The sequence below is a fragment of the Enterobacter sp. PL_is511 genome (assembly GCF_055816065.1).
The window spans coordinates 58,771-74,060 of sequence record NZ_JBVPGP010000021.1; the positions used below are offsets into that span (position 1 = coordinate 58,771).

At 56.6% G+C, this 15,290-nt stretch carries 18 protein-coding genes; 6 read left to right on the forward strand and 12 right to left on the reverse strand.

Annotated features, from left to right (window positions below; translation table 11 throughout):
* Window positions 1–7 precede the first annotated feature (7 nt).
* Window positions 8–2,149: a phosphate acetyltransferase gene (pta, locus tag AC0TN7_RS09625; RefSeq protein WP_024908963.1), complete on the forward strand. Its 2,142-nt coding sequence runs from the start codon at window positions 8–10 to the stop codon at window positions 2,147–2,149.
* Window positions 2,150–2,261: 112 nt separating this feature from the next.
* On the opposite strand, the gene AC0TN7_RS09630 is transcribed toward pta, so the two are convergent.
* The 5 genes from AC0TN7_RS09630 to AC0TN7_RS09650 form a co-directional block, all read right to left on the reverse strand.
* Complete coding sequence (locus tag AC0TN7_RS09630; protein ID WP_157189502.1) at window positions 2,262–3,215, reverse strand: transketolase family protein; 954 nt, start codon at window positions 3,213–3,215, stop codon at window positions 2,262–2,264.
* Window positions 3,208–4,038 (reverse strand): transketolase, encoded by an 831-nt coding sequence (locus AC0TN7_RS09635; protein ID WP_048992664.1) that lies wholly within the window; start codon window positions 4,036–4,038, stop codon window positions 3,208–3,210. Before AC0TN7_RS09635 ends, AC0TN7_RS09630 begins: the two co-directional genes overlap by 8 nt.
* Window positions 4,035–5,426, reverse strand: a complete 1,392-nt coding sequence (locus AC0TN7_RS09640; RefSeq protein ID WP_023312548.1) for a PTS ascorbate transporter subunit IIC — start codon at window positions 5,424–5,426, stop codon at window positions 4,035–4,037. The genes AC0TN7_RS09635 and AC0TN7_RS09640 overlap by 4 nt, the downstream gene beginning before the upstream one ends.
* A gap of 21 nt (window positions 5,427–5,447) precedes the next feature.
* Complete coding sequence (locus tag AC0TN7_RS09645; RefSeq protein ID WP_157189503.1) at window positions 5,448–5,720, reverse strand: PTS sugar transporter subunit IIB; 273 nt, start codon at window positions 5,718–5,720, stop codon at window positions 5,448–5,450.
* 80 nt (window positions 5,721–5,800) lie between these two features.
* Window positions 5,801–6,244, reverse strand: a complete 444-nt coding sequence (locus tag AC0TN7_RS09650) for a PTS sugar transporter subunit IIA (protein WP_024908959.1) — start codon at window positions 6,242–6,244, stop codon at window positions 5,801–5,803.
* Between the two features lie 234 nt (window positions 6,245–6,478).
* On the opposite strand from AC0TN7_RS09650, the gene AC0TN7_RS09655 reads away from it, so the two are divergent.
* On the forward strand, window positions 6,479–7,498 hold the full coding sequence (locus tag AC0TN7_RS09655; RefSeq protein ID WP_024908958.1) for a LacI family DNA-binding transcriptional regulator: 1,020 nt from the start codon (window positions 6,479–6,481) through the stop codon (window positions 7,496–7,498).
* A 3-nt stretch (window positions 7,499–7,501) separates the two neighbouring features.
* Here the strand turns inward: AC0TN7_RS09655 and yfcD are convergent, their stop codons facing one another.
* The 3 genes from yfcD to yfcF are packed head-to-tail and all read right to left on the reverse strand — an operon-like array spanning window position 7,502 to window position 9,364.
* Entirely contained in the window at window positions 7,502–8,056 is a 555-nt protein-coding gene (gene yfcD, locus AC0TN7_RS09660) for an NUDIX hydrolase YfcD (protein ID WP_032646619.1), read from the reverse strand.
* Between the two features lie 55 nt (window positions 8,057–8,111).
* Window positions 8,112–8,663, reverse strand: a complete 552-nt coding sequence (gene yfcE, locus AC0TN7_RS09665; RefSeq protein ID WP_024908956.1) for a phosphodiesterase — start codon at window positions 8,661–8,663, stop codon at window positions 8,112–8,114.
* 56 nt (window positions 8,664–8,719) lie between these two features.
* Window positions 8,720–9,364 carry a glutathione transferase gene (gene yfcF / locus AC0TN7_RS09670; RefSeq protein WP_032646620.1) on the reverse strand — a complete coding sequence of 215 codons (645 nt, stop codon included), beginning with the start codon at window positions 9,362–9,364 and terminating at the stop codon, window positions 8,720–8,722.
* 140 nt (window positions 9,365–9,504) lie between these two features.
* Between yfcF and yfcG the strand changes: the two genes are divergently transcribed.
* From yfcG to AC0TN7_RS09690, 4 genes are all read left to right on the forward strand, one after another.
* Window positions 9,505–10,134, forward strand: coding sequence for a GSH-dependent disulfide bond oxidoreductase (gene yfcG, locus AC0TN7_RS09675; RefSeq protein ID WP_032646621.1), 630 nt, complete (start codon window positions 9,505–9,507; stop codon window positions 10,132–10,134).
* Window positions 10,135–10,209: 75 nt separating this feature from the next.
* The gene (gene folX, locus AC0TN7_RS09680) at window positions 10,210–10,578 is read left to right on the forward strand and encodes a dihydroneopterin triphosphate 2'-epimerase (RefSeq protein WP_023312555.1); all 369 of its coding nucleotides are present in this window, start codon (window positions 10,210–10,212) and stop codon (window positions 10,576–10,578) included.
* Window positions 10,579–10,591: 13 nt separating this feature from the next.
* Complete coding sequence (locus AC0TN7_RS09685) at window positions 10,592–11,485, forward strand: TIGR01777 family oxidoreductase (protein WP_032646624.1); 894 nt, start codon at window positions 10,592–10,594, stop codon at window positions 11,483–11,485.
* A 44-nt stretch (window positions 11,486–11,529) separates the two neighbouring features.
* Window positions 11,530–12,048, forward strand: coding sequence for a GNAT family N-acetyltransferase (locus AC0TN7_RS09690; RefSeq protein WP_048992660.1), 519 nt, complete (start codon window positions 11,530–11,532; stop codon window positions 12,046–12,048).
* Between the two features lie 97 nt (window positions 12,049–12,145).
* Here AC0TN7_RS09690 and hisP read toward each other — a convergent pair whose 3' ends face one another.
* The 4 genes from hisP to hisJ form a co-directional block, all read right to left on the reverse strand.
* Window positions 12,146–12,919 (reverse strand): histidine ABC transporter ATP-binding protein HisP, encoded by a 774-nt coding sequence (gene hisP / locus AC0TN7_RS09695; RefSeq protein ID WP_010433274.1) that lies wholly within the window; start codon window positions 12,917–12,919, stop codon window positions 12,146–12,148.
* Window positions 12,920–12,927: 8 nt separating this feature from the next.
* Window positions 12,928–13,644, reverse strand: a complete 717-nt coding sequence (locus tag AC0TN7_RS09700; protein ID WP_008502590.1) for an ABC transporter permease — start codon at window positions 13,642–13,644, stop codon at window positions 12,928–12,930.
* Window positions 13,641–14,327: a histidine ABC transporter permease HisQ gene (locus AC0TN7_RS09705; protein WP_024908951.1), complete on the reverse strand. Its 687-nt coding sequence runs from the start codon at window positions 14,325–14,327 to the stop codon at window positions 13,641–13,643. The genes AC0TN7_RS09700 and AC0TN7_RS09705 overlap by 4 nt, the downstream gene beginning before the upstream one ends.
* 88 nt (window positions 14,328–14,415) lie before the next feature.
* Window positions 14,416–15,198, reverse strand: coding sequence for a histidine ABC transporter substrate-binding protein HisJ (gene hisJ, locus AC0TN7_RS09710; RefSeq protein ID WP_024908950.1), 783 nt, complete (start codon window positions 15,196–15,198; stop codon window positions 14,416–14,418).
* Between the last annotated feature and the right edge of the window lie 92 nt (window positions 15,199–15,290).

Here is a 15,290-nt window from a genome sequence, read left to right on the forward strand (position 1 = left end):
ATAAACCGTGTCCCGTACTATTATGCTGATCCCTACCGGAACCAGCGTCGGCCTGACCAGCGTCAGCCTTGGCGTTATCCGTGCTATGGAACGCAAAGGCGTTCGTCTGAGCGTCTTTAAGCCAATCGCCCAGCCACGTGCCGGTGGCGATGCGCCAGACCAGACCACCACCATCGTTCGCAAGAATTCCAATCTGCCAGCGGCTGAACCGCTGAAGATGAGCCACGTTGAGTCTCTGCTGTCCAGCAACCAGAAAGATGTGCTGATGGAAGAGATCATCGCCAACTACCATGCTAACGCGCAAGACGCGGAAGTGGTGCTGGTTGAAGGCCTGGTCCCGACGCGCAAACACCAGTTCGCCCAGTCTCTGAACTTTGAAATCGCGAAAACCCTGAACGCAGAGATCGTTTTCGTGATGTCTCAGGGCACTGATACCCCAGAGCAGCTGAACGAGCGTATCGAACTGACGCGCAGCAGCTTCGGCGGCGCGAAGAACACCAACATCACCGGCGTGATCGTGAACAAACTGAACGCACCGGTGGATGAGCAGGGTCGTACTCGCCCTGACCTGTCCGAGATCTTCGACGACTCGTCCAAAGCGAAAGTCATCAAAGTTGACCCGGCTAAGCTGCAGGAATCCAGCCCGCTGCCAGTCCTGGGCGCGGTGCCATGGAGCTTCGATCTGATTGCCACTCGTGCAATCGATATGGCGCGTCACCTGAACGCCACCGTGGTTAACGAAGGCGACATCAACACCCGCCGCGTGAAGTCCGTGACCTTCTGTGCGCGCAGCATTCCGCACATGCTGGAACACTTCCGCGCAGGTTCCCTGCTGGTGACTTCCGCAGACCGCCCTGACGTGCTGGTTGCAGCCTGCCTGGCCGCGATGAACGGCGTGGAAATCGGTGCGATCCTGCTGACCGGTGCCTACGAGATGGACCCACGCGTCAGCAAGCTGTGCGAACGCGCGTTCGCCACCGGCCTGCCGGTCTTCATGGTGAACACCAACACCTGGCAGACCTCCCTGAGCCTGCAGAGCTTCAACCTGGAAGTGCCGGTTGATGACCACGAGCGTATTGAGAAAGTTCAGGAATACGTTGCAGGCTACATCAACGCAGATTGGGTTGAATCCCTGACTGCAACCTCCGAGCGCAGCCGCCGTCTGTCTCCTCCAGCATTCCGTTACCAGCTGACCGAGCTGGCGCGTAAAGCGGGCAAACGCGTTGTTCTGCCAGAAGGCGACGAACCACGTACCGTTAAAGCGGCTGCTATCTGTGCAGAGCGCGGCATCGCGACCTGTGTGCTGCTGGGTAACCCGGATGAGATCACCCGCGTAGCGGCGTCTCAGGGCGTTGAGCTGGGCGCTGGCATCGAAATCGTTGACCCGGAAGTGGTTCGCGAAAGCTACGTTGCCCGTCTGGTTGAGCTGCGTAAGAGCAAGGGCATGACTGAAGCCGTTGCGCGCGAACAGCTGGAAGACAACGTGGTGCTGGGCACGCTGATGCTGGAGCAGGACGAAGTTGACGGTCTGGTTTCCGGTGCGGTTCACACCACGGCGAACACCATCCGTCCACCGCTGCAGCTGATCAAAACCGCACCGGGCAGCTCTCTGGTTTCTTCCGTGTTCTTCATGCTGCTGCCTGAACAGGTTTACGTTTACGGTGACTGCGCGATCAACCCGGATCCAACCGCAGAGCAGCTGGCAGAAATCGCTATCCAGTCCGCGGACTCTGCGATTGCCTTCGGTATCGAACCGCGCGTAGCGATGCTCTCCTACTCCACCGGTACTTCTGGTGCAGGTAGCGACGTAGAGAAAGTGCGTGAAGCGACCCGTCTGGCGCAGGAAAAACGTCCTGACCTGATGATCGACGGCCCGCTGCAGTACGACGCCGCGGTTATGGCTGACGTTGCGAAATCCAAAGCGCCGAACTCGCCGGTTGCAGGTCGCGCTACCGTGTTCATCTTCCCGGATCTGAACACCGGTAACACCACCTACAAAGCGGTACAGCGTTCTGCAGACCTGATCTCCATCGGGCCAATGCTGCAGGGCATGCGCAAACCTGTGAACGATCTGTCTCGTGGCGCACTGGTAGACGATATCGTTTACACCATCGCGCTGACGGCGATCCAGTCTTCGCAGCAGCAGTAATGTTAAAAAGCCCGGTGGCGCTAGCGCTTACCGGGCCTACGGTTTTGTAGGCCGGATAAGCGAAGCGCCATCCGGCAAGAAAGGCGACCACTTAACCGGTCGCCTTTTTTATTTACAGCAGCTCGCGCGCCGCCGACACAATGTCATGTGCCGTCAGGCCATACTCCTTCTGCAGGAAATCCTGCGTCCCTACCTGACCGTAGCGCTCCTTGACGCCCACCCGCCGCATCGGCACCGGGCAGGTTTCCACCAGCACTTCCGCCACCGCCGACCCCAGACCGTTGTGAATGCTGTGGTTTTCACAGGTGACGATGCGTCCGGTTTTCTCGGCGTAGTTTTTCACCAGCATCCGGTCGATGGGCTTCAGGGTAAACATGTCGATGACCGCCGCGCTGACGCCCTCCTGCTCCAGCTGGCGCGCCGCCTCCAGCGCTTCCGCCACCATGATGCCGTTGGCAATCAGGGTAATATCAGTTCCTTCACGCAGCACGTTGCCTTTGCCGATGGTGAAGGTGGAATCCGGTGCATACACGCTCGGCGCCTGCTTACGAATGGTCCGTACCCAGTAGAAGCCTTCGAGGTCGATAAGCTGGCGCAGCACGTCCTCAAACATCACCGCGTCGGTCACCTCCAGCACCACCGAGTGGGCCAGACCGCGTACGATGCCCATATCCTCAAACGACATATGCGTTCCGCCGTTGTGGCAGGCCGTCACGCCCGCATCCGAGGCAATCACCTTCACGTTGTTGCGCTGATAGTCCAGGGACATAAACAGCTGATCAAAACAGCGGCGGCTGGCAAACGCGGTAAAGGTATGAACGAACGGCTTGCGTCCGGTCAGCGACAGCCCCGCCGCGGTGCCAATGACGTTGGCCTCCATAATGCCGCAGTTAATCACGTGCTGAGGATAATCGCGCGCCACGCCGTCCATCGCCATCGAGCTCATCAGGTCTGCTTCGAGCGCAATGATGTCACTTCCGGCCTCAATCTGTTTTGCCACGAAGCCAGCGTAAACTTTACGCATCTCAACGGCGTCTTTCTGTCCTGCCGGTGCAACCTTAATCATGTGAAGCCTCCAGTTGGCGAATCGTCTCGTTGAGGGCCGCTTTGCTCTCTGCGGTCAATCGCAGGTGGTGCGAGTTGCCGAGCTGCTCCAGATACGGCACACCCTGCCCTTTGATACTGTCGAGGATGACGACTAACGGACGCGCATCAGCAGCCGGAACCCGCGACGTCACCTCCAGCAGCACAGGAATGTCGTCCCCCTTCACCGTCACCACATCAAAGCCAAAGGCGCGGAATTTGCCCTCCAGGTCAAACGCGCTGATAATCTCGTCCAGCTCGCCGTCGAGCTGCTGTTTGTTCCAGTCGACAAATACCGTCAGGTTGTTCAGGCGATGGTGGGCGATAAACTGGAACGCCTCCCAGCACTGCCCCTCATTCAGCTCGCCGTCGCCGACGATGCAGAAGACCCGATTCGGTCGCCCGGCCAGCCTGTGCGACAGCGCCATGCCGCCCGCGATGGAAATCCCCTGCCCCAGCGAACCGGTGGTGGCGTCCACGCCGCGCGTTTTCAGGCGGTCCGGGTGGCTGGGCAGGCGCGTGCCGTTCTGGTTCAGCGTGCTCAGCTCTTCTGTCGGGAAGTAGCCCTTGATCGCCAGGGTACTGTAGAGCGCTGGGCCCGCATGGCCTTTCGACAGGACAAAGTAGTCTCGCTCCGGCCAGTCCGGATCCGCCGGGTCGATTTTCATCACCGCGCCGTACAGCACGGCCAGGGTTTCGACCACCGACATGCTGCCGCCATAGTGGCCAAAGCCGAGCTGCGTCAGGGATTTCAGCGTCTCAAGACGGATCTGACGCGCGAGTTCGGTTATCTCTTTCTCATTCATGATTTGGCTCCGGTGTTTTCCTGCGCGTTACCGCCCGCAGGTTTGTTTTTCGCGAAGACGTTGTACGCCACCAGCAGCGCGAACAGCGCCACGACCAGCCCGGTGATGGCAAGCGGCGAGAGGAAGCGCGCCAGGTTGCCGAGGACAATCCCGACCGCGCCGAAGTCGGCGTCAGAGAAGGTGGTGTTGGCAAAGCCAATGGCGCCCAGCACCGGCAGCAGCAGGACCGGCAGGAAGGTAATCAGCAGGCCGTTAGCAAAAGCGCCAATCATCGCCCCGCGACGTCCGCCGGTGGCGTTACCAAACACGCCCGCCGTTGCGCCGGTGAAGAAGTGCGGCACGACGCCCGGGAGGATCAGCACCCAGCTAAACTGACCGCAGATGAACAGCCCCACAATCCCGCCAAGGAAACTGAACAGGAAGCCAATCAGTACCGCGTTTGGCGCATAGGGATACACCACCGGGCAGTCCAGCGCAGGACGCGCGTTCGGCACCAGTTTTTCAGAGAAGCCGGTAAAGGCAGGAACGATTTCCGCCAGAATCAGGCGTACGCCCTGCAGGATGATGAACACGCCCGCCGCAAAGGTAATCGCCATGATGATGGCGTAGACCAGGTAGTTCTGACCGCCGCTGAAGGTGGCCTCCACATACTCGCGCCCGGCGCTCACCGCCATGATCAGGTAGATGATCATCATGGTCAGGGAGATGGAGATCGAGCTGTCGCGCAGGAAGCTCAGGTTCTTCGGCAGGTTCATCTCTTCAGTTGAGCGGGAGCCTTTACCGACCTTGCTGCCAATCCAGCCGGACAGCACGTAGCCCAGCGTGCCGAAGTGGCCGAAGGCAATCTCATCATTGCCGGTAATGCGCTTCATGTAGCGCTGGGCAATCGCCGGGAAGAAGGCCATGATCAGGCCGAGGATCAGCGACCCGGTAAAGACCAGCCCCACGCCCTCAAAGCCCGCCACCGTCAGGATCACGCCAATCATGCACGCCATATAAAACGTGTGGTGTCCAGTCAGGAAGATATACTTCAGGCGGGTAAAACGCGCGACGATAATATTCGCCACCATCCCGAAGGCCATAATCAGCGCGGTCGCTGCACCGTATTTTTCCAGCGCAATGGACACGATCGCCTCATTGTTTGGAATAATGCCCTGGATCGTAAAGGCGTGTTCAAACATCCCGCCCAAAGGATTTAATGACCCTACCAGTACCGTGGCGCCACCGCCCAGTACAATAAAGCCGAGAATGGTTTTAATGGTCCCTTTCACCACGTCGGAAAACGCTTTTTTCTGCGCAACCAGACCGATTAACGCGATTAAACCGACCAGCACCGAAGGGACTTTTAAAATATCAACAACGAAATTCAGCGTTTCAAGGATAAACATATCCACCTCGCCTTATCAGGGTTATTGTCTTTCGAACCAGCCGCGCAGCTGCGCTTCAAGTTCGTTAATGTCGATGATGTTGTTGATCACCACCAGCTGGCTTTGCGGCACGCTGGCGCTGGCGGCAATGTCTTTTGCCATCACGAACAGATCGGCCGCGCCCGGCGTGGCCGAGGAGAGATCGGAGTGTTCAACCTCAGCTTCAATCTCCAGCTTTTTGAGCACCTTTTTAATATTCATTTCGACCATAAAACTACTGCCCAGGCCAGAACCGCAAATAGCCATGATTTTCATTGTTGTCCCCTTATTTTGAGTAGAGTACGCCCCATCACGCTGACGCGTAATGTTGTGAAAAATCGGATTAAAGAATTAAATCAGAAGCGGTTAATAATCGTTTTAATTTCCTCCAGGGTATTCACCTGATGCAGTTCGTCCATATCGGTATCGCTGGAAAATAACTCTGCCAGCGACGAGATCATCTCGATATGGCTATTTTTGTCGGGTGCCGCGAGCATAATAATGACGTCGACAGGGTCAAACTCACCGGCACCAAACGAGACGCCCTGTTTTAGTTTTAATAACGACAACCCCAGTCCTTTGGCGCCTTCCTCCGGCCGCGCATGCGGCATCGCCAGCCCTGGTGCCAGCACATAATAGGGTCCTAACGTGTGGTGCTGCTGGATGATGGCGGTGACGTATTCAGGCTCAATCACCTGCAAATCCAGCAGCGGCTTCGCGCACAGCTCCAGCGCCTGCGGCCAGCCTTCCACGCTCTCCTGCAGCGTGATGGTTGTATCATATATCCATTTTTTGAGCACTTTTCACTCCCGCGACACGCTTAAGATGAGCAAACTTTATTCAACGCATCAGTGATTGACTGTGATCGCTATCACAAAGATAGCGCTACCAATCGTTATCATGCAGAAATGTGATAGCGCTATCAAATTGCAATCACGTTGCTAAATCACAGCAAAAAAAGGGATTTAAGGCGTATACTGCCTGTCACGTGAAACGAAGGAAAAGAAGAACGCGTCTGGTCAGCAGGAAGGTGTATGTCTCTAACCCGAAAACGGCGCAGTACTGGTAAAGTGACACTCGCCGATGTCGCACAGCTTGCCGGTGTGGGCACGATGACCGTGTCCCGTGCACTCCGCACGCCCGAACAGGTTTCCGATAAACTACGTGAAAAAATTGAAGCTGCCGTGCAGGAGCTGGGTTATATGCCTAATCTTGCCGCCAGCGCGCTGGCCTCGGCGTCGTCATGGACGATAGCCATGGTAGTGCCCAACCTCTCCGAAGCCGGCTGCTCGGAGATGTTCGCCGGGCTACAGCAGGTGCTACAGCCTGCCGGGTATCAGATCATGCTGGCTGAATCCCAGCATCGTCTTGAGCAGGAGGAGAAGTTGCTGGAGACGCTGCTGGCGTCGAATATTGCCGCCGCTATCCTGCTCAGCGTTGAACATACCGACACCGTTCGCCACTGGCTGAAAAATGCCTCTATCCCGGTGATGGAGATGGGTGCCATGCGCGCCGATCCGATTGATATGAATATCGGGATTGATAACGTGGCGGCCATGTATGAACTCACGGAAATGGTGATTAAGCGCGGCTACCAAAACATAGGCCTGCTGTGCGCCAACCAGGAACAGTGGATTTTCCAGCAGCATCTGCAGGGCTGGTACAAAGCCATGCTTCGCCACCATATGTCGCCGAACCGGGTCATTAACGCGGCGATGCCGCCGAGCTTCTCGACCGGTGCAGCACAGCTGCCCGAGTTCCTGCTGGCCTGGCCGGAGCTGGATGCGCTGGTGTGCGTCTCTGACGAGCTGGCGTGCGGCGCGCTGTACGAGTGCCAGCGCAGGCGAATCAAAGTGCCGGACGATCTGGCGGTGGTAGGCTTTGGCGATAGCGACGTGAGCCGCGTCTGCCAGCCGCCGCTAACGACCATGGCGGTGCCGCATCGTAAGATTGGAATTGAAGCCGGGAAAGCGTTACTGGAGCGCCTGAATGGCGGAGACTGGCGCGATCAAAAGCCCATCGCGTCCAGTCTGTGTCTGAGAGAGAGTTGCTGAAGCTTACTCAGCCTCTTCCTCTTTCTCTGATTTTGTCGATTCGTTATTGGCGTTGCGGCTCATCCAGAGCGCCAGCGCTTTTAACGAATCCGGCGTGAACTCGTCGCAGCGCGCGGTGATCTCTTCCGGCGTCATCCAGCTGACCTCACTCACCTCTTCTTCCTGCAGGGCAAACGGGCCGTGAGAAACGCAGCTAAACAGCCCGCCCCAGACGCGGCAGTTTTCGTCTTCAAAATAGAACTGACCGTGCTCGGCAAACGGCACACCGGCGATGCCTAACTCTTCTTCTGCTTCACGACGTGCGGAATCCAGCAGCACTTCATCTGCCTGGACAACACCGCCTGCAGTGGCATCCAGCATACCCGGGAGAAAATCTTTGGTATCCGTACGGCGCTGGACCAGAATTTTGCCCATCCCGTCATGCACAACGATGTACGTTGCGCGGTGGCGCAGACGCTCCGCACGCATTTGTTCGCGGCTGGCCTGCGCGATCACTTCATTCTCTTCGCTGACAATGTCAACCCACTCTGTACTTGCCAAATGACTCTGCTCCACCATCGGGAAACCTTCTCTTCTAAGCGCTCTTTCGGCGCGTTTGCAGTTGAGGTGTAACTTACGGATTAATCGCTACTTGCGCAATAACTTGCTGATCATTAAGTGCGATAACACTCAGGGTATTTCCATCCAGCATGCCATAGCTCGCAGAATAGCCACCTTTCGGGATACTGACCGAACCCGGGTTGAAGTGATAAATCTCACCGCGCTTTTCAGCAACCGGAATATGAGTATGACCGTAAACCAGGACATCGCCAGCCGCGAGCGCCGGAAGATTATCCGGGCTAAAAAGATGCCCATGGGTCAGGAACAGTCGGCTTTGTTCCAGCAGCACCTGCTGCCACGGCGCAGTAAGGGGAAAATGCAGCAGCATCTGGTCCACTTCGCTGTCGCAGTTGCCGCGAACGGCGATGATGCGCGAGGCATACGGGTTGAGCTTTTCCGCGACCTGCGCAGGGGCGTAGCCTTCCGGCAACGCGTTGCGCGGGCCGTGATTGAGCACGTCGCCCAGAATAATCAGCCACTGCGCGCCGCTTTGTGCAAACAGGGAGAGGACACGCTCGGTAGCGGGCAGCGATCCATGGATATCCGACGCAAACATCAGTTTCATCAGTCACTCCTCGGGAAAACAGACTGCCCCCATCATACCTGAAGCGTCAGGGCTTATCAGCCCGCACGCTTAGCCGAGAGTGCCACATAGCGCTGCACGGAGGCGCGCTGCCACTGAAACGCGGCATAATCCACCAGCAGCTGCGGCACCTCATCGCCATTGAGGATCAGGCGGTTTAGCATCAACGCCAGATCGGCATCAGCAATGCACCACTCGCCGAACAGGTTCGGGTTGCCGTGTGCGAGGAGAGAGGTGGCGGTTTCAATGAGTTTTTGCGCGCTTTCTGCACCTTCTGCGCTGAGAGCTGGTTTTTTCACCCCGGCAAACACGACGTCCGTCGAGCGTTCGACGCGAATCGGTACCAGATCGCTTCGCAACCACGCCTGGATCTGTCGCGCCCGGGCGCGCTTTTGCAGATCGTGAGGATAGATGCGCTCCCACTCCGGCGGCGCGAACCGATCTTCCAGATATTCATCAATCGCCGAGGATTCGCTCAGGGCAAAACCGTCAATCTCCAGCACCGGCACGCGTCGGGTCAGATCGTAACCCTGCCACTGCGGTTTAAGATGTTCACCGCCGTCGAGATCAACGGTCTTCAGCGTAAACGTGAGCCCTTTTTCGGCCAGCGCAACGTATACGCTCATAACATAGGGAGAAAAGAAATTCGCATCGGACCACAACGTGATGACGGGCTGGTTCATAACATCCTCATAGGCTGATCGGTTTTTACTCAACATATAATCTCTTTGCCTCGCTGTCACTTGATGAAAACTCACGATTTACAACAACCACCTATACTCATTTGTCATGGCACCACTCTTCGCATGGACAGGAGTTGAGAATGATCGACCTTTATTACGCCCCTACCCCAAACGGCCATAAGATCACCCTCTTTCTTGAAGAAGCCGAGCTGGATTACAGGATCATTCGCGTGGATATCAGCAAGGGCGAACAGTTCAGCCCTCTCTTTCTGGCTATCTCGCCGAATAATAAAATCCCGGCCATTATTGATAACCAGCCGGCGGACGGGGGCAGACCGTTGAGCCTGTTTGAATCCGGTGAAATTTTGCTCTATCTGGCAGAGAAAACCGGCAAGCTGCTGAGCGGCGAGCTGCGTGAGCGTCACCATACCCTGCAGTGGCTCTTCTGGCAGGCGAGCGGGCTGGGGCCCATGCTGGGTCAAAACCATCACTTTACCGCTTACGCCCCGCAGCCCATTCCCTATGCGATAGAACGCTATCAGGTCGAGACGCAGCGGCTCTATGACGTTCTGAACCGTCGGCTGAAGAAAACGCCGTGGCTCGGGGGGGATCATTACAGCATTGCCGATATCGCCTGCTGGCCATGGGTGAATACGCATGAAAAACACCGAATTGACCTGGCCTCTTACCCGGCGGTGAACAACTGGTTTGAGCGCATCCGGACCCGCCCGGCGACCGAGCGGGCGATGCAAAAAATCCAGCAGATTTAACCCTCTATGAGGCTGGGTGCCCGCGAGCCTCTCATGTATGATGAGCGGGAAATACTGACACGGAGAAGACCTGCAATGTCACAGCCAGACGCCATTATTCGTATAAAAAATTTACGCCTGCGTACCTTCATCGGTATCAAAGAGGAAGAGATCGCCAACCGTCAGGATATTGTCATTAACGTGGTGATTCACTACCCCGCAGATAAAGCGCGGGCCAGCGAAGACATCAACGACGCGCTTAACTACCGCACAATAACCAAAAACATCATTCAGTACGTGGAGAATAACCGCTTCTCCCTGCTGGAAAAATTAACTCAGGATGTGCTCGATATCGCACGCGAACATCACTGGGTCACTTATGCTGAAGTTGAGATCGATAAACTTCACGCCCTGCGCTACGCCGATTCCGTCTCCATGACGTTAAGCTGGCGGCGCCAGGCGTAAACCTGGAGGTTGTATGAAGATTTTGCTGACCGGCGGGACAGGCCTGATTGGTCGTCACCTCATTGCGCGTCTGCAGGCCTTGCATCACGACATCACCGTGGTCACGCGCAGCCCGGAGAAAGCGCGTCAGGTGCTGGGGGCGGGTGTCGATATCTGGAAAAATCTGGCTGAGCAGCAAAATCTGGACGGTTTCGACGCCGTCATTAACCTCGCGGGTGAACCCATCGCCGATAAGCGCTGGACGGAAGAGCAAAAACAGCTGTTATGCAGCAGCCGGTGGAACATTACCGAAAAGCTCGTCGAGCTGATCCGTAATAGCCACACCCCACCTTCAGTGCTGATTTCGGGTTCAGCGGTGGGCTATTACGGCGATCTCGGCGAGGTGGTGGTGACCGAGGAAGAACCACCCCATAACGAGTTTACCCATAAACTTTGCGCCCAGTGGGAGCGTATCGCCTGTGCGGCGCAAAGCGATCGTACCCGCGTCTGCCTGCTGCGGACCGGGGTCGTCCTCGCGCCGAAAGGCGGCATCCTGGCGAAGATGCTTCCCCCTTTCAGGCTCGGACTCGGGGGCCCCATTGGTAATGGCCGTCAGTATATGGCTTGGATCCACATCGACGATATGGTCAACGGTATTCTCTGGCTGCTGGATAACGATCTGCGCGGGCCGTTCAATATGGTTGCGCCATATCCGGTGCGTAATGAACAGTTTGCTCACGCGCTGGGGCATGCCCTGCACCGTCCGGCAATTTTGCGCGTGCCTGCCACGGTCATTCGTCTGCTGATGGGTGAAGCGTCTGTTCTGGTATTAGGCGGACAGAGAGCGCTGCCAAAACGACTGGAAGCGGCCGGCTTTGCGTTCCGCTGGTATGAATTAGAAGAGGCGCTGGGGGATGTGGTGCGGTGAATATGTTACAGTGACAGGCCATGTTCCGAAAATATGGCGTCACAATGGCAACGATCACCACTCCCCGGCTTTACCTCACCCCTTTCGAACCCACTGACTGGGCCTTCTTCCGCTCGCTGCGTGAAGATCGCCGCATCATGCGCTACATGGCCGCCATCGCGCCAGAAAAAGAGACCCGACGCGTGTTTGCCGCGCGACTCGCTGCTGCTCATGTGTTTGTCATTCGCGCCCGGGATGATGATACGCCGCTTGGCGATATTGGCCTGCAAATCAGCCCTGAGAATCGTGAGGAGGCCGATATCGGCTATACGGTTGTACCTGCCGCGCAAGGGAAAGGTATCGCCAGCGAGGCGCTGCGCGCGGTGTGTGATTATGCGTTCAACCAGACCGGCGTGAAGGCGATTAACGCGTACGTGCTGGCGGACAACGGCGGATCGGTGCGCGTGCTGGAGAAAGCCGGGTTTGTGCGTACGCAGGTGCTGGAAAAGGCGTATGAAATTGACGGCGTGCGCTATGACGATTGGGTCTATCGGCTGGAGTATGCCGGCCAGCAACAGAATTAGTAGGCCCGGTAAGCGAAGCGCCACCGGGCGATTGGGCTGTACTGCGGCCTGATGCCCTCACCTCGCCCCTCTCCCACAGGGAGAGGGAGAAGCAAACCTACTTCAACGACCCCTTCAGGAACTGCTGCAAACGCGGGCTTTGCGGGTTCGCCAGCACCTCGTCCGGATGCCCCTGCTCTTCAATTTTCCCCTGGTGCAGGAAAATCACGTGGTTCGAGACGTTACGGGCGAAGCCCATCTCGTGCGTCACCACCACCATCGTTTTGCCCTCTTCAGCCAGCTTCTGCATGATGCGCAGCACTTCGCCAACGAGTTCCGGGTCGAGCGCGGAGGTCGGTTCGTCGAACAGCAGCACCTCGGGTTCCATCGCCAGCGCGCGCGCGATGGAGACACGCTGCTGCTGACCGCCGGAGAGATGCACCGGGTATTTCATCTGCTGGCGCTCGTCGATGCCCACTTTTGCCAGATATTTCACCGCACGCTCGCGGGCTTCCTGCTTGCTCAGCCCCAGTACCTGAACCGGCGCTTCCATCACGTTCTCCAGCACCGTCATGTGGCTCCAGAGGTTAAAATGCTGGAACACCATCGTCAGGCGCGTACGCAGCAGGCGCAGCTGGTGTTTATCCGCCACCTTCAGCTGGCCGTCTTTGTCACGCACCAGGTTGATGTTCTGCCCGCTCACCACGATCGAGCCTTCGCTCGGCTTTTCCAGGAAGTTAATGCAGCGCAGGAAAGTACTTTTACCCGAGCCGGATGAACCGATGATACTGATTACATCGCCTGCGTTAGCCTGCAGCGACACCCCTTTCAGCACTTCATGTTCGCCGTAGCGTTTGTGCAAATCAATAACGTTTAATTTGTTCTCAGCCATCATCTTTCTCAGTGCGTCGAAGAAGGTTTTATATGCTGCAACCAGCGTTTTTCAGCCTTACGGAACAGGCTAATCAAAACATAAGAGATAATTAAATAGAGCACCGCCGCAATGCCAAACGCGGTAAACGGCTGATAGGTCGCGGAGTTAATATCGCGCGCGATTTTGAGCAGATCCGGCACCGTCGCGGTAAAGGCAAGCGCGGTGGAGTGCAGCATCAAAATCACTTCGTTACTGTACGCCGGTAACGCGATACGCAGTGCCGACGGCAGAATAATGCAGCGATAAAGTTTCACTGAGGAAAAGCCGTACGCGCGCGCCGCCTCAATTTCACCGTACGGAACCGAACGAATGGCTCCCGCGAAAATCTCGGTGGTATAGGCGCAGGTGTTGAGCGTCAACGCCAGCACCGTACAGTTCAGACCGCTGCGGAAGAACGCATTCAGCATCTCAGTGCCTTTTACGATCTCAAGCGTATACATCCCCGAATAGAACACCAGCAGCTGCACGTACAGCGGCGTACCGCGAAACACGTAGGTAAACAGCCAGATCGGGAACTGGATAAATTTATTGTTCGACACGCGGCCAATGGCAAGAAACACCGCCAGAATGCCGCCCATCACCACGGAGGAGATCAGCAGCCAGAGCGTAATCGCCACGCCGGTAAAGCGGTAGCCATCTGTCCACAGCAGCGATTTCCAGTATTCCTGAATAATCTCAATCACAGGTCAGCCCTCTTCACACCCACGGAGTAGCGACGCTCGAGCAGAAGCAGCACACCATTGGAGACGGTCGTAAAGACCAGATAAATCACGCCGCAGACCACCGCAAAGTAAAACGGCTCCCAAGTGCTCTTGCCCGCCAGCTGAGTCGCTTTCACGACGTCTTCCAGACCGAGCAGCGAGACCAGCGCTGTCGCTTTGAGGATAACCTGCCAGTTGTTGCCGATGCCCGGCAGCGCGTAACGCATCATGGCCGGGAACATAATCCGACGAAACGTTTGTGAAGAGGTAAAACCAAATGCGGTTGCCGCCTCAATGTGCCCCTTCGGCACGGCCATGTAAGCACCGCGGAAGGTTTCGGTGAAGTAGGCCCCGTAGATAAAACCGAGGGTAATAATACCGGCCACCATCGGGTCGATATCAATTTGTCCCATGCCCATCGCGTCCGTCACGCTGTTCAGCGCAATCTGCAGACCGTAAAAGATAAGCAGCATCAGCACCAGATCGGGAACGCCGCGAATAAGCGTGGTGTAGCCTTCAAAAATTAGCGCCAGCGGTTTGTTAGCCGAAAGCTTCGCCCCTGCGCCTGCCAGACCTATCAGCACCGCCAGCACCACGGAGCTGATAGCCAGCTCAAGGGTGACAAGCGCGCCATGTAAAATAACGCCAGAAAATCCGTACAGCATACCGCGAGCCCTGTCGTATCGTGAGTGGTGGAACCGTGTCTTTCCCCCTCCCACGGAGGGAGGGGCCGCACGTTATTTGACGGGGCGATTAGCCGCCGTAAACATTAAAATCAAAGTACTTTTTCGCCAGCTTGTCGTAGGTGCCGTCAGCGCGCATTTCAGCAAACGCTTTGTTCAGCGCCTCACGCAGCTCGTTGTCTTCTTTGCGCAGGCCCATACCGGTGCCCACACCAAACAGCTTCACGTCCTTAATGGACGGGCCGCCAAACTTGTAATCTTTACCGACCGGCGTTTTCAGGAAGCCTTCGCTTGCCGCGACTTCATCCTGGAATGCCGCATCAATTCGGCCTGCCGTCAGGTCAGCGTAGATATTTTCCTGGCCCTGATAGGAGACGATTTCAATCCCCTTCGGCGCCCAGTGTTCGTTACCGTAGGTTTCCTGGGTAGTGCCCTGCAGCACGCCGACACGTTTACCTTTCAGGGACTCCAGCGTTGGCTGAACGTCAGACGATTTAGCCACCACCAGACGAGAATCGGCCGCGTAAAGTTTGTCTGTGAAGGCAATCTCCTGCTGGCGTTTTTCAGTGATGGAGAGCGAGGACATGATCACGTCGATTTTTTTCGCTTTCAGGGACGGGATCAGCGCATCCAGCGGGTTCTCAACGTAGGTACACTGTGCTTTGATGCGTTTGCACAGCTCATTGGCCAGATCGATGTCAAAACCAACCAGTTCACCCTTTGAATTTTTCGATTCGAACGGCGCATAGGTGGGATCGGTACCGATCCGAATTTTCTGCGGAATGGCTGCGAATGCCGCGGTAGCGCTGGAAAAGGCCAGCACCAGAGATAGTGACAACACGAGTTTTTTCATATTTGTCCTCAACAAACTGTCTTCATACGGGTTTTTTACGACGACGGGGTGGTGCTAATGTGCCATTAATTCCCTCTGACAGGCAAAGACTA

Bases quoted from the DNA above. Each gene is read 5' to 3' on its own strand.
- AC0TN7_RS09630 (WP_157189502.1), bottom strand. From the start codon at position 3,215: ATGATTAAGGTTGCACCGGCAGGACAGAAAGACGCCGTTGAGATGCGT.
- AC0TN7_RS09635 (WP_048992664.1), bottom strand. From the start codon at position 4,038: ATGAATGAGAAAGAGATAACCGAACTCGCGCGTCAGATCCGTCTTGAG.
- AC0TN7_RS09640 (WP_023312548.1), bottom strand. From the start codon at position 5,426: ATGTTTATCCTTGAAACGCTGAATTTCGTTGTTGATATTTTAAAAGTC.
- AC0TN7_RS09645 (WP_157189503.1), bottom strand. From the start codon at position 5,720: ATGAAAATCATGGCTATTTGCGGTTCTGGCCTGGGCAGTAGTTTTATG.
- AC0TN7_RS09655 (WP_024908958.1), top strand. From the start codon at position 6,479: ATGTCTCTAACCCGAAAACGGCGCAGTACTGGTAAAGTGACACTCGCC.
- yfcD (WP_032646619.1), bottom strand. From the start codon at position 8,056: ATGGTGGAGCAGAGTCATTTGGCAAGTACAGAGTGGGTTGACATTGTC.
- yfcE (WP_024908956.1), bottom strand. From the start codon at position 8,663: ATGAAACTGATGTTTGCGTCGGATATCCATGGATCGCTGCCCGCTACC.
- yfcF (WP_032646620.1), bottom strand. From the start codon at position 9,364: ATGAACCAGCCCGTCATCACGTTGTGGTCCGATGCGAATTTCTTTTCT.
- yfcG (WP_032646621.1), top strand. From the start codon at position 9,505: ATGATCGACCTTTATTACGCCCCTACCCCAAACGGCCATAAGATCACC.
- folX (WP_023312555.1), top strand. From the start codon at position 10,210: ATGTCACAGCCAGACGCCATTATTCGTATAAAAAATTTACGCCTGCGT.
- AC0TN7_RS09685 (WP_032646624.1), top strand. From the start codon at position 10,592: ATGAAGATTTTGCTGACCGGCGGGACAGGCCTGATTGGTCGTCACCTC.
- AC0TN7_RS09690 (WP_048992660.1), top strand. From the start codon at position 11,530: ATGGCAACGATCACCACTCCCCGGCTTTACCTCACCCCTTTCGAACCC.
- hisP (WP_010433274.1), bottom strand. From the start codon at position 12,919: ATGGCTGAGAACAAATTAAACGTTATTGATTTGCACAAACGCTACGGC.
- AC0TN7_RS09705 (WP_024908951.1), bottom strand. From the start codon at position 14,327: ATGCTGTACGGATTTTCTGGCGTTATTTTACATGGCGCGCTTGTCACC.
- hisJ (WP_024908950.1), bottom strand. From the start codon at position 15,198: ATGAAAAAACTCGTGTTGTCACTATCTCTGGTGCTGGCCTTTTCCAGC.